The sequence below is a fragment of the Shimia sp. R11_0 genome (assembly GCF_017744035.1).
GTDB classification, from domain to species: Bacteria; Pseudomonadota; Alphaproteobacteria; order Rhodobacterales; family Rhodobacteraceae; genus Shimia; species Shimia marina.
On the sequence record NZ_JAGHQY010000006.1, the window covers coordinates 1 to 12,200 of the forward strand.

Sequence of the window (12,200 nt, forward strand, 5' to 3'; positions counted from 1 at the left end):
ACATCGCAGCAGGGATCTCCGGCGCCATTCAGCACCTTGCGGGCATGAAAGACTCCAAGATCATCGTTGCGATCAACAAAGACGAAGAAGCGCCCATCTTCCAGGTGGCCGACTACGGTCTGGTGGCAGACCTCTTTGAAGCCGTCCCTGCCCTGACCGAGAAACTCGGCTGAGCCACAGCGCTTGCTTCAAACCACAAAAAACAAAAGGCCCGCCACATCGGCGGGCCTTTTTGCATGACTTAAGCAGTGTAGAGCGACCTTCAGGCGCCGCTCACCACAGCCTCAAGACTTTTGGACAGGGCCTGCGCCGCCTCGACATGGGCCTGCACCCCGAGCATCCGTTGCGCCGCCACCCGCTCCAGATCCGTAAACTGCATGCCCTCCACCCCTTGGGAAAGCGCCGTCTGACTGGCCACCACTTCCACCACATCGGCCACCAACGGGCGCAGCTCTTCGATCATCAACCGATCCACAAACAGCGGATCCGGGCCAAGGCCGCTGGTCCCCAAAGCCGTGTCTGGCGCATGATCCGCCACCCAGAGCAGCACAATCTTGCCACCAATTGTGTTCAACAACAGCTTCATGCGCGCACTCCACGCCATGCGCAGCTCGTCACGTACCATCGCATAACGATCCGGTGTGCGCGCGCATAACGTGCCCAGCATATGGCGTGTAAAATGGAATTCGCTAAAGTCGACCTCATTGAAAACCATCTGCATCATATTGGACGCCCCGATGAAGCGGTCATTGCGCCGAGGATGCACTTTGTAATAGCGATTGGACATATTCTGCGCGCCCATGATCTGAACGACCGTCACCTCAGCCTGCTGCGCAATTTCCAATATCGCCGGCTCAGACAGAAACGCGTCGATCCCGGCATTCAGATACCCCAGGTTAACACAGGTTTGTTCCATTGCCTCATCGAGAATTTCCACAAACGGTTGCGGGACAAATTTCCCGTAAGTTTCCGTGCCACCCAGAAACGCGATATATGGCGCCTCGAGACTTTTCTGAGGGCCGCGGAATGTCAGCCGCGACTCTCCGTATTGGCAGGGCTCGTAATTGAGCTCCTCGCCAACCATCTTTTCGTAAGACATTTTCTCACCCTAATTTTCTCACCCACTAGAGAGAGTCGCGCAAAGCCGTTGCGAAAAGGCTAATGCGGGCTTTTGAGCTAATTTTTAGCCTCTCCCCCCTCTTGCAGCTCAACCACCCCCGGGCATAAGGTCACCTCAAACGTCTGAGAGGGTTATAAAGATGGACATCAACACAATTGGCGTCGTCGGCGCGGGCCAGATGGGAAATGGCATTGCCCATGTGATGGCACTGGCCGGATATGATGTGCTTTTGAATGATATCAACCAAGACGCCCTTGATGCCGCTGTTGGCCGAATCGACAAAAACTTGGAACGCCAGGTGAGCCGTGAAAAGATTTCTGCTGAGGCGAAGGCAGAGGCAATGGCCCGCATCAACACCACGTTGAAACTCCCGGATCTGGGAACCACAGATTTGGTGATCGAGGCCGCAACCGAGCGCGAAGAAATCAAACATCAGATCTTTGACACGCTCAAACCCCATCTCGGCCCAGACACGATCCTCACGTCCAATACATCTTCCATCTCCATCACCCGTCTGGCAAGCCGCACCGACCGTCCCGAGCGCTTCATGGGCTTTCACTTCATGAACCCGGTGCCCATGATGAAACTGGTTGAACTGATCCGCGGCATTGCCACGGATGAACCAACCTATCAGACCTGCCTGAACATTGTGGAACGCCTCGGTAAAACCGCGGCCAGCGCCGAGGACTTCCCAGCCTTTATCGTGAACCGCATTCTGATCCCGATGATCAACGAAGCTTGCTACACGCTCTATGAAGGGGTCGGTAACGTGGCCTCCATCGACAACGCCATGAAACTGGGTGCGAACCATCCGATGGGGCCGCTGGAACTGGCAGATTTCATCGGGCTGGACACCTGTCTGGCAATCATGAACGTCCTGCATGACGGTCTGGCAGATACCAAATATCGCCCTTGCCCGCTGTTGACCAAATATGTCGAGGCTGGCTGGCTGGGCCGCAAAACCAAACGTGGTTTCTATGACTATCGCGGCGAGGAGCCTGTTCCGACCCGCTAAACATACATGGCGAAGGCGGGGGCTTACTCCGCCTTTCACCTCTCAAAATCCGCGAAACACACTCAAAAAAGCAAGCTCCATTAAGGTGTGTGAAGCTTAATTCTCTTTGCCCAGATCCAGCGTATGCTGGCGCAGCCAAGCCATAAAGCCTCGTGGATCGGTCTGCAGACGCGCCATCTGCTCATCCGTCAAAGGAGCGCCCACCACAGGTTTCTGAGGCTTGTGACAAGAGCGCACGATTTCATGCAGCAAAAGCCCCTGACGCAGAATAGGGGACAGCTTATTGGCAATCTGATAGGCACGGCTGTTCTGTCCGGGATAGAAGATCGGCACCACGCGCGCACCAGACCGGCGGATCATCTGTGCAGTAAACACATTCCACTCCTGCTCAATGGCAGGGCCGAACCATGTTTCAGAGCTCATCACAACACCTGACGGGAACAGTGCAACAACGCCCCCCTCTTTCAGATGAGCCATCGCCTTGCCACGCATCTCGACCATTTTACGCTGTGCATCCGGGTCATGTGGGAAGGGCACCGGGATCATGAAACTGGAAGCAGCTTCATCCAACCCGGTCAAAACAGAGCGTGTCAGAATACGATAATCCTGACGACGGCGGCCAATGAGATCGGCAAAGATCATGCCGTCCACCATGCCATGTGGGTGGTTTGCCACCACCACAACTGGCCCTTCGGTCGGAATGTTCTTCAGTTGTTCAACCGGGGTCTGCAACTCGATCCCCATGACATTGAGCGCCCCACGCCAGAACTTCTGACCACGGTATTGCTCATTGTCGCGCTCAAACTTGTTGACCATACGCAGCACGGTCAACTTACCAGTGCACCATTCGATTGCGCGAATTGCCAACGCGGTCCAGCGGTCGTCAAAGGAGTTGGCATAGGTCAGCGTACGGCGGTCATAGATCTGACCATCCGTCTCATTTGCAGGCTCTGCCACCTGCGCCTCTGGCACCGTATCTACCAACTGTTCTTTCCTGTCCCGCTCAAGCCGAACTCAAAAGCCTTCGCCGAACTTGTCTGAAACAAGTGCCTCAATGGCATCGGCCAAGGCTGGCGCATCCGGCCCGCTGGTTGCAACGTCAATGCTGGTGCCTTTGGAAGCGGCCAACATCAGCAAACCCATAATACTGTCACCGCCCGCACTCAAGCCATCCTTTGACACTTCTGCAGAGGCGTCAAAACCCTCAACCACTTCAACCAGCTTGGCAGAAGCTCTTGCGTGCAGTCCCTTTTCATTCACGATCTGCAGCGTACGGTGGACGATGTCGCTCATATGTCTACCCTGTTTGAATATTTTGACTGTCAATGTATTTGCGCCCAGCGTCCAGCGCAGCGCTCACCGCATCGGCCACCGGCAAATGCCGGCTCTTGGCCAATTTGATCAACATCGGCAAATTGGCGCCATACAGAATACGGCGGTTGACCGGCGCACAGGCCCGCAGGCTTAAATTCGAGGGAGATCCACCAAACATATCTGTCACGATGACAACGCCATCACCCTGATCCACCTGATCGGCGGCCTCACAAATCTCGCGTTGTTTCTGAGGACGGTCATGTTCGGCCTCAATCGTGATGGCCTGTACGCTGCCCTGCGCCCCCACAACATGCTCCATGGCGGCCAGGTATTCCTTGGCCAACCCGCCATGTGCCACGATCACTATCCCGATCAAGCTGACTGTTCCCCATCCTCTGCGCTGGCCGGCCGTTGCCCCGACAAAGAGGCAAACCGGTTGAGCTCGCGGTGTCTTATAGACACCTGCCAGCCCCTATTTGCAAGGGATTCGGCCAAGGTCTCAGTCACAAAGACAGAGCGATGCTTGCCCCCGGTACAACCAAAAGCAATCAAAAGGTGGCTACGCCCTTCCCGGATATAGCCCGGCAAAAGATGCGTCAGCATGGTTTCCAGCCCCGAGATAAAAGGCGCATAGCCCGGATCCCGCGCCACATAGGCGCCTACCGGCGCATCCCCACCGTCCATATCCCGCAACTCCGGCTGCCAGTGCGGATTATGCAAAAAGCGGCAATCCATCACAATATCCGCCCCCTGCGGCAGCCCCCGCTTGTAGCTGAAAGACTGCACCGTCAGCCCAATCGCCTGATCCTGCGACGGAGCAAATCGGGTGGACACCGCCTGACGCAGCTCATGCGGGCTCAATTCAGAGGTATCAATCAGCACATCCGCATGCCCACGCACCCCCTGCAACAGGGACAGCTCGCGCTGGATGCCTTCGGTGGGATCCTCCTGACGCGCCATCGGGTGGTTGCGCCGCGTCTCATTGTAGCGCCGACGCAGCACATCCGCACGACAATCCAGATACAGCAACTCCGCTGCGGTATCCGGCAACGCATTGGCCAGTTTCATCGCCGCCAAAAGCGCCTGAGGAGAAAAGTCCCGGTTCCGCACATCCAGTCCAAGAGCCATGGGCTGCTTGAGCGGCTGGCCAGACAATAACCGCTGCAATAGTCCCAGCGGAAGATTGTCTATGGTCTCATACCCAACATCTTCGAGCGCCTTGATCGCCGTGGTACGCCCTGCGCCGGATGGGCCGGTCAGGAGAACCAGAGGGGTCTTTGGGGAGGCGGATGTAGACGTAGACATCTATGCATTCCTTCCATGGCGCAGAAACTGCAATATCGCTGCTGCGAAATATGCGGCATCCACGCCCAGAAGCAAAGGCACGACACAGCCCAAAATGCGGGTTTCACGCGGATGTGGCAGGCGATCCTCTTCGCGCCCATCCAAATCCACCACCAGATGCAGCTGCGCCTCACCCACCGGACTGGCTTTCAGAATGCCCACACCGCGCGCTTCGATCAATCCGCGCGTGGTGTCTGGCGCACGCACATAAAGCGCTGCGCCCTTGCGGCGCACGATGGTTTGATCATCCGCAACCAGATCCGCACCATATCCCATCATCTGAAGCGCCAGCGAAGACTTGCCCCGCCCCGAAGCCCCCCGGATCAGAACCGCGCGCCCGTTTTCTGCCACACAGGAGGCATGCAGAAACAGCGCATCGTCATCAGCGGGCACCGCGTTAGCGGCAGGCGCAGAGGAGAAAAGATCCCTTGCGCCTGTCATAGGTCACACCGGCAAGCCAACAACGAAGCGGGCACCCAACGGCTCAGACGTAACATCCGCATCCGTCGGGCGGATATTCTCGGCCCAGATCACGCCACCATGCGCCTCGACAATCTGCTTGGAAATCGCCAGCCCCAGACCGGAGTTATTGCCGAACTGAGATTCAGGCCGGTGTGAATAGAAACGATTGAAGATCTTGTTAAGCGACTGCTCCGGAATACCGGGGCCCGTATCTTCAACAACAACCAACACCCGGTTTTCCCGCTTGCGCGCCCAAACCCGGATCGCATCCCCTTCTTCACAGAAGCTGATCGCATTGGTGATCAGATTGACAAACACCTGCGCCAGCCGCGCTTCCAGCCCACTGATTTCGATGGGATCATCCGGAAGGTCAGAAATGAAATCAATGCCTTTGCCCTGTGCATCCTCGCCCAGATACTGCGCCAGATTACCAATCATGGACAACAGATCGAAGTTCTCTTCTTCTTCCTTCACCAACTCACTGTCGAGCCGCGACGCATTGGAAATGTCACTCACCAAACGATCCAACCGCCGCACGTCATGCTCGATCACATCCAGCAGCTTGGTGCGATGCTCTTCCTTTTTGACCATCCGCAAAGAGCCCACCGCAGAGCGCAGCGACGCCAATGGGTTCTTGATCTCATGAGCCACATCTGCAGCGAATTGCTCGTTGCTGTCGATGCGCTCATAAAGTGCGGACACCATGCCGCGTAACGCCCCTGACAGCCGCCCAATCTCATCTGGCCGCGCCGTCAGATCAGGAATGCGCACGCGCCCCGGGTTTACCTTGCGGCTGTCGCTGTCCCGGCCCAGTTCTGCCGCTGCGGCCAAATCAGACAGTGGATTGGAAATCGTCGAGGCCAGCACCATGGACAGGCCAACAGAAACCACAGTGGCAATCAGGAACATCTGCAAGACCCGCTCCCGCTCAGATCGGACCATCTGATCAAGTTCGCCCGCCGCGCTAGTCAACACCACTGCCCCAATCACCCGCGCGCCCTGCTGAATCGGCACTGCCATGGCGAAAACCCGATCCCCGGAGGCATCGGTCAGCGTATCGAGCGTCTCCATGCCTGATACGGCATCTGCGGCCAGATCCGCCAGTTGGTCCGCCAAATCGGGGACCGCCAATTGCGCGTCCCCTCCAGAACCGGCAATGGCATCCCAGACCCGGTTGAGACTAGAGGTCAAGGGCGTGCCTTCCGGCCTCTCTGCTAGAATTTCAGCCGCTTCCGCAGAAGCCACACCTTCTTTTGCGCCCACCACAGTGGGGGAGCCGTCAAAAACCGAAACGCTGGTGCCAATCTGAAGCGGCAGTTTTTCCAACGTGGCAGCCACATCAATGCCGTCACCAGTTGCCAGATTGACAGGCGCCCCAGCAGGCAACTGCGCTTCAAACGCCCCGGCGATCAGCCGAGCCTCGGTCACGAGCCCTGCGGCGCGCTGCACCGCAAAACTGTCGCGGGCGCTGTTGAGAAACAGAATACCCGTGACCAGCACGAGAAGCGCGATCAAATTGAAAGTGATGATTTTTCGGGTCAGCGGGGACTTCGAAAGCGGCAAAAGCCGGCGTCGTTCACGCCGGCCCCTGAGCTCTTTCTGGACGTTGGCTTCCGGTGCGACCCAATCATCGCCCAAAACAACGTCCCCATCCCTCCCTTGGGCCATGTCCTGCACGTTGGTCCTTCCGGCCTGATGTGACTATGCGTCGTTATTCTTCGTTGTATCTATAGCCGATGCCATAGAGCGTCTCAATCGCAGAGAACTCCGGGTCTGCACTACGCATCTTTTTCCGCAGGCGTTTGATATGGCTGTCAATGGTGCGATCATCGACATAGACCTGATCATCATAAGCCACGTCCATCAACTGATCGCGCGATTTCACGAATCCGGGGCGCTGCGCAAGTGCCTGCAACAGAAGGAACTCTGTGACGGTCAGCGTCACATCCTGCCCCTTCCAGCTCACCGAATGGCGCAGCGGATCCATGGTCAGCTCACCGCGTTCCATGATCTTCGTATCTTCGGTTTCTCCAACGATATCACTGTCCACCGCCTCTTGACGGCGCAGGAGCGCACGAATGCGTTCTACCAGAAGACGTTGGGAAAACGGTTTCTTAACATAATCATCGGCCCCCATGCGCAGGCCGAGCACTTCGTCGATCTCATCGTCCTTGGAGGTCAGGAAGATCACAGGCATGCTGGTTTTCTGGCGCAGACGCTGCAACAAGTCCATGCCATCCATGCGGGGCATCTTGATGTCCAGCACAGCCATATCCGGGAGTTTCTTATTAAATGCGTCCAGCGCTTGCTGGCCGTCGTTGTAGGTCTCGACTTCAAACCCTTCAGCCTCAAGGGTAATGGAAACCGACGTCAGGATATTCCTGTCGTCATCCACGAGGGCGATTTTCGACATCGGACGGTTCCTTATTCTGCTCTTATTATGTGCCTGTTTTTTTGAAGCATTATGCGCATTCAAAACCCAGGCAATCAATGTAAAAGTGCGATTCGGGTCTCAAACCGGACATATTTAGCCACAATTTCACTAAGCAATGGCTAAATTGCCTCACTTTCGCCTGCACAATCGGCAAGATCTTTCCCATCGGAAAACTTGATTGCGCTAACCTGCATTTGGTTGCGCTAACTGATGGAAACCCTCCTGTTCTTCTTAATAATCGGCATGTTAAGACCGCCCTGTCACCTCTCGGAATATGCCCAGGCGCAAGAAAATTTCGTTCCGAGGACAATCAAAGACCGCCGCCACAGCACACGCGGCTACAGGAGTAAGATAATGACATTTGGACGGGTCAACCCGCAGTTCCGCCTCGAAGATCAAGGGATCGAAGGTCTGGGCAATGTCTATTACAACTTTATGGAGCCCGCCCTCATTGAGTCTGCGCTGAAGCGCAACGAAGGCACGCTGGGCAACGGTGGGACTTTCCTGGTCAGCACCGGTGAATTCACCGGCCGCTCTCCCAAAGACAAGTTCACAGTCCGCACGCCGATGACCGAAGACACCATCTGGTGGGAAAACAACCATGAGATGGCCAGCGACGCTTTTGACCGCCTGCATGCCGACATGCTGGAGCATATGAAAGGTCGCGACTACTTCGTTCAGGATCTCACCGCAGGTGCCGATCCGACTCACGCCATCAACGTGCGCGTCGTGAACGAGCTTGCGTGGCACAACCTCTTCATCCGTCACCTGCTGCGCCGCCCTGACCGCGATGCGCTGGATCAGTTCGTGGCTGACTACACCATCATCAACTGCCCAAGCTTCAAGGCCGACCCGGCCAAGCACGGCTGCCGCTCTGAGACCGTGATCGCGGTCAACATCGAGAAAAAGATGATCCTGATCGGCAACACCGAATATGCCGGTGAGAACAAGAAATCCGTCTTTGGCCTGCTGAACTATCTGCTGCCGGAAAAAGGCATCATGCCAATGCACTGCTCCGCCAACCACGCCAAAGACAACCCTGTGGATGCGGCGATCTTCTTTGGCCTGTCTGGCACCGGCAAGACCACGCTCTCCGCCGACCCGAACCGCACGTTGATTGGCGATGACGAGCATGGTTGGTCTGACCGTGGCACCTTCAACTTTGAAGGCGGCTGCTACGCCAAAACCATCGGCCTGAACCCAGAAGCCGAGCCTGAGATCTACGCCACCACCAAGATGTTTGGCACCGTGATCGAAAACATGGTCTATGACGAAGAGACCAAAGAGCTCGACTTTGAGGACAAGAGCCTCACCGAAAACATGCGTTGCGCCTACCCGCTGGAGTCGATCCCGAACGCATCCGACAACGGTCTTGGCGGTCACCCCAAAAACGTGATCATGCTGACCTGCGACGCCTTCGGCATCCTGCCTCCCATCGCACGTCTGACCCCGGCGCAGGCAGAATACCACTTCCTGTCTGGCTTCACCGCCAAAATGGCAGGCACCGAGCGTGGCCTGACCGAGCCAACCCCGGCCTTCTCCACCTGCTATGGCGCGCCTTTCATGCCTCGCCGTCCAGAAGTCTACGGCGCCCTGCTGCGCAAAAAGATCGCAGAATTCGGCACCACCTGCTGGCTGGTCAACACCGGCTGGACTGGCGGCGCCTACGGCACCGGCAACCGCATGCCAATCAAAGCCACCCGCGGCCTGCTGACCGCAGCCCTCGACGGCTCCCTGAACAACGTCGAATTCCGCAAGGATCCAAACTTCGGCTTCGAAGTGCCGGTCTCTGTACCCGGCGTGGATGACAGCCTGCTCGACCCACGCGGCACCTGGGCGGACAAAGACGCCTATGACGCCCAAGCCGCCAAGCTGGTGGGCATGTTTGCCGACAACTTCGAGCAATACCTGCCTTACATCGACGCAGACGTGAAAGCCGCCGCCATCGGCTAAGCGCTTCACCCGTTTTATTGAAAAGCCCCGTGCCACCCGCGCGGGGCTTTTTTGTTGGCCGACATGCCCCTGTATCTAGAATGTCGTCCCTATAGTCTGCCCCCCGCTGAAGACGCCATCTCGCAGGAGGCAAAGCCGACCAGCCCCCGACCCTCCCCAAGGGAGGGGGCTTTACCCCCACCCAGTGTAGAGGGCTGGTCTACGTGACCGGTTCTGGCGTTGCAGATTTGTTGGATGATGCACTAGTGTGACCTGAATTGGCCCCAATCTAATCGCTTCATTCACACAAAGACGCATTTGAAAGTTTTCACATAGGGAGTTTTGCATGGCCGAGCATCACCTTGCGGCCTATACTTTCAATCAATTTGTTGCGCCTTATTTGTCTGAGACGATCTCAGGTTTCAGAAATGCTGAGCCAGATGTCTTTCAAACCATGGAAGCCGCTGCCGGATTCATTGCACGCGCGGGCTACGACGGCGAAGAACGTTTCACAACGTGGGGAGAGCAGGTCTTCCCAAGCTGCTGGGACAACTGCAATGGAGACGGCTGGGCCCCGTCAACCCTCTCCCTTTGGGACTCCCCAGAAGCCTTGATGGCAGCAACATATCGCGGCCCTCATGGTAAAATTCTGCGGTATGGAAAAGATTGGCACATAAAAGCCGATCAAATCCCGGAATATGTGCTGTGGTGGGTCGCCAAAGATCATACACCAAACTGGGCGGAAGCAGTTCTGCGCTTTGAGACGTTGATGCAACAAGGTGCCACTCCAAAGGCTTTCACCTTTAAAGCCCTATTTGATCAAAACGGCAAATCGGCCAAACCGGATCTCTCAAAGGTCAAAGCTCTTGCGCAGGCCAACGCACAAAACACATCTCCCAATGAGCTGTCCCCAGAGCGTTAATTTTATGCCAATGTAACCCCTATGTTTCCCAACCCAAAGGCCCGCACATGATCGCCTATATCACCGTCGGCGCAGACGACATCCACACCGCAGAGCGGTTCTACTCGACTTTCCTGCCCGCGCTTGGCTATCGGCTGGAGCACTATCACGGCGATCTCAGCTACATCCCACCCGACAGCCCGCCAATCTCTCCAGATTTCTACGTCAAAGCCCCGTTTAACGGCGCATCGGCTTCTGCGGGCAACGGCACCATGGTGGCCTTTCAGGCCGAGAGCCAACAACAGGTGCGCGATCTGCACGCCGCGGCCCTCTCCGCAGGCGGCACAGACGCGGGCGCCCCGGGCTTTCGCGATGCCTACAGCGACAATTTCTTCGTCGCCTATCTACGCGATCCCCAAGGCAACAAGCTCGCCCTCTTCACAACCACCCCGTAGGGTGCGCAGTCCCTGCGCACCATTGCGTCACCAACAGATTTCAGGGCGGCCAAAGCCACCACAGCCAGCTGCCCACCTAAGCAGACCGCACCCCCTTGTGCCACGCCGCCCGCAGCGACGGCACGCCCTCGGTCAGCCGGAAGCGGATCATATCCGCCTGCAACCCCACCTCGAGTCGCCCGCGATCCTGCAGGTTGGTGTAACGCGCCGGCGCGGCGGTCACCGTGTGCAGCCCCCTGGCCATATCCCCCCAGACAGTGCCCAGCATGACTGCCCCCAAAAGCAGCGATGACGGCACATAATCAGAGGAAATGATGTCCAGCAGGCCTTGGTCCGCCAGCTCCATCGCTGCCACATTACCGGAATGGCTACCGCCCCGCACAAGGTTCGGCCCGCCCATGATATTGGCGATGCCGTGCTTATGGTTGGCGCGCGCCGCCTCAACCGTGGTCGGAAACTCCGCCAGATGAATGCCATAGCCCGCCGAGGTCACCACCTGTGCCGCCGTGCTGTCATCATGGCTCGCCAGAACCGCACCAAACCTCTTGGCAGCAGCCACCGTGGCCTCTTCATGGCGCTTGCCAAATTTGTCATGCAGACCATAGAGAAACTGCACATAGGCCTCAAACGCCGCCGGATCCATCGCGTATTTTCCGCGCAGATAGCCTTCGAATTTGGAGATATCCGTGAACTGACGCTGCCCGGGTGTGTGATCCATCAGGCTCACAATGCCAATGCGATCTTCTGGCCCGAACTCAGCCAGCTCATCCACCAACGTTTCAGAACAGGTCTCCGCCCGCAGATGGATATGGTGGCTGATCCGCAGCCCTCCGCTGTCGCGCATCGACAGGATCTCATCGGCCACGGCACGGGCATATTTGCCGTAATCACGCCGCCCATCCGTCAGGATCGACCCCACCCGCAGCGCATCAAACACCGTGGTGATCCCCACACTTGCCAGTTCCGCATCATGGGCCACAATCGCCGCCTGATGCGGCCAGTTGACCTTGGGCCGTGGGCTCATATGCCGCTCTAGATTGTCGGTATGCAGCTCAATCAGCCCAGGTGCGATAAAATCACCCGCGCAATCTACCGCCCCATGAGGCACGGATCTTCCCTGATCCATCTCTGCAATCACCCCGTCGCGCACCACCACAGAGCCGGTCACGGTCTCCGTCGGCAAAACAAGGGTGGCATTTGCAAGGATCATCTCTTGTGTCATC

13 protein-coding genes and 1 pseudogene are annotated in these 12,200 nt (G+C 57.2%); 5 read left to right on the top strand and 9 right to left on the bottom strand.

Annotated elements, in window-relative coordinates; translation table 11 throughout:
- Nucleotides 1–173 (top strand): annotated as a pseudogene (locus tag J7382_RS13315) (FAD-binding protein); the annotation flags it as partial.
- An 89-nt stretch (nucleotides 174–262) separates the two neighbouring features.
- On the opposite strand, the gene J7382_RS13320 reads toward J7382_RS13315, so the two are convergent.
- The gene (locus J7382_RS13320) at nucleotides 263–1,099 is read right to left on the bottom strand and encodes a DUF6473 family protein (protein WP_209069490.1); all 837 of its coding nucleotides are present in this window, start codon (nucleotides 1,097–1,099) and stop codon (nucleotides 263–265) included.
- Nucleotides 1,100–1,259: 160 nt separating this feature from the next.
- Between J7382_RS13320 and J7382_RS13325 the strand changes: the two genes are divergently transcribed.
- Nucleotides 1,260–2,135, top strand: coding sequence for a 3-hydroxybutyryl-CoA dehydrogenase (locus J7382_RS13325; protein WP_209069491.1), 876 nt, complete (start codon nucleotides 1,260–1,262; stop codon nucleotides 2,133–2,135).
- A 96-nt stretch (nucleotides 2,136–2,231) separates the two neighbouring features.
- On the opposite strand, the gene J7382_RS13330 is transcribed toward J7382_RS13325, so the two are convergent.
- From J7382_RS13330 to J7382_RS13360, 7 genes are read right to left on the bottom strand one after another with little or no spacing between them, the layout of a single operon-like run.
- On the bottom strand, nucleotides 2,232–3,119 hold the full coding sequence (locus J7382_RS13330; RefSeq protein WP_209069492.1) for a lysophospholipid acyltransferase family protein: 888 nt from the start codon (nucleotides 3,117–3,119) through the stop codon (nucleotides 2,232–2,234).
- Between the two features lie 30 nt (nucleotides 3,120–3,149).
- Entirely contained in the window at nucleotides 3,150–3,419 is a 270-nt protein-coding gene (locus J7382_RS13335; RefSeq protein WP_144432495.1) for an HPr family phosphocarrier protein, read from the bottom strand.
- A gap of 13 nt (nucleotides 3,420–3,432) precedes the next feature.
- A complete protein-coding gene (locus tag J7382_RS13340; RefSeq protein ID WP_209069493.1) occupies nucleotides 3,433–3,825 on the bottom strand; it encodes a PTS fructose transporter subunit IIA in 393 nt (130 codons plus the stop codon).
- Nucleotides 3,822–4,754: an RNase adapter RapZ gene (rapZ, locus tag J7382_RS13345; protein ID WP_209069494.1), complete on the bottom strand. Its 933-nt coding sequence runs from the start codon at nucleotides 4,752–4,754 to the stop codon at nucleotides 3,822–3,824. The genes J7382_RS13340 and rapZ overlap by 4 nt, the downstream gene beginning before the upstream one ends.
- Complete coding sequence (locus tag J7382_RS13350; protein ID WP_209069495.1) at nucleotides 4,755–5,234, bottom strand: HPr kinase/phosphatase C-terminal domain-containing protein; 480 nt, start codon at nucleotides 5,232–5,234, stop codon at nucleotides 4,755–4,757.
- A gap of 3 nt (nucleotides 5,235–5,237) precedes the next feature.
- Nucleotides 5,238–6,923 carry a sensor histidine kinase gene (locus tag J7382_RS13355; protein WP_209069497.1) on the bottom strand — a complete coding sequence of 562 codons (1,686 nt, stop codon included), beginning with the start codon at nucleotides 6,921–6,923 and terminating at the stop codon, nucleotides 5,238–5,240.
- Nucleotides 6,924–6,966: 43 nt separating this feature from the next.
- Nucleotides 6,967–7,668 (bottom strand): response regulator transcription factor, encoded by a 702-nt coding sequence (locus tag J7382_RS13360; protein ID WP_058238349.1) that lies wholly within the window; start codon nucleotides 7,666–7,668, stop codon nucleotides 6,967–6,969.
- Between the two features lie 375 nt (nucleotides 7,669–8,043).
- On the opposite strand from J7382_RS13360, the gene J7382_RS13365 reads away from it, so the two are divergent.
- From J7382_RS13365 to J7382_RS13375, 3 genes are all read left to right on the top strand, one after another.
- A complete protein-coding gene (locus tag J7382_RS13365; RefSeq protein ID WP_209069499.1) occupies nucleotides 8,044–9,642 on the top strand; it encodes a phosphoenolpyruvate carboxykinase in 1,599 nt (532 codons plus the stop codon).
- Between the two features lie 325 nt (nucleotides 9,643–9,967).
- Nucleotides 9,968–10,543 carry a DUF3291 domain-containing protein gene (locus J7382_RS13370; protein WP_209069501.1) on the top strand — a complete coding sequence of 192 codons (576 nt, stop codon included), beginning with the start codon at nucleotides 9,968–9,970 and terminating at the stop codon, nucleotides 10,541–10,543.
- 47 nt (nucleotides 10,544–10,590) lie between these two features.
- Entirely contained in the window at nucleotides 10,591–10,977 is a 387-nt protein-coding gene (locus J7382_RS13375; RefSeq protein ID WP_209069503.1) for a VOC family protein, read from the top strand.
- A gap of 76 nt (nucleotides 10,978–11,053) precedes the next feature.
- On the opposite strand, the gene J7382_RS13380 is transcribed toward J7382_RS13375, so the two are convergent.
- Nucleotides 11,054–12,199, bottom strand: coding sequence for an alpha-D-ribose 1-methylphosphonate 5-triphosphate diphosphatase (locus J7382_RS13380; RefSeq protein ID WP_209069505.1), 1,146 nt, complete (start codon nucleotides 12,197–12,199; stop codon nucleotides 11,054–11,056).
- Between the last annotated feature and the right edge of the window lies 1 nt (nucleotide 12,200).

Excerpts from the sequence above, each read along its gene's own strand:
- J7382_RS13320 (WP_209069490.1), bottom strand. The coding sequence starts at position 1,099 with ATGTCTTACGAAAAGATGGTTGGCGAGGAGCTCAATTACGAGCCCTGC.
- J7382_RS13325 (WP_209069491.1), top strand. The coding sequence starts at position 1,260 with ATGGACATCAACACAATTGGCGTCGTCGGCGCGGGCCAGATGGGAAAT.
- rapZ (WP_209069494.1), bottom strand. The coding sequence starts at position 4,754 with ATGTCTACGTCTACATCCGCCTCCCCAAAGACCCCTCTGGTTCTCCTG.
- J7382_RS13350 (WP_209069495.1), bottom strand. The coding sequence starts at position 5,234 with ATGACAGGCGCAAGGGATCTTTTCTCCTCTGCGCCTGCCGCTAACGCG.
- J7382_RS13355 (WP_209069497.1), bottom strand. The coding sequence starts at position 6,923 with ATGGCCCAAGGGAGGGATGGGGACGTTGTTTTGGGCGATGATTGGGTC.
- J7382_RS13360 (WP_058238349.1), bottom strand. The coding sequence starts at position 7,668 with ATGTCGAAAATCGCCCTCGTGGATGACGACAGGAATATCCTGACGTCG.
- J7382_RS13365 (WP_209069499.1), top strand. The coding sequence starts at position 8,044 with ATGACATTTGGACGGGTCAACCCGCAGTTCCGCCTCGAAGATCAAGGG.
- J7382_RS13370 (WP_209069501.1), top strand. The coding sequence starts at position 9,968 with ATGGCCGAGCATCACCTTGCGGCCTATACTTTCAATCAATTTGTTGCG.
- J7382_RS13375 (WP_209069503.1), top strand. The coding sequence starts at position 10,591 with ATGATCGCCTATATCACCGTCGGCGCAGACGACATCCACACCGCAGAG.
- J7382_RS13380 (WP_209069505.1), bottom strand. The coding sequence starts at position 12,199 with ATGACACAAGAGATGATCCTTGCAAATGCCACCCTTGTTTTGCCGACG.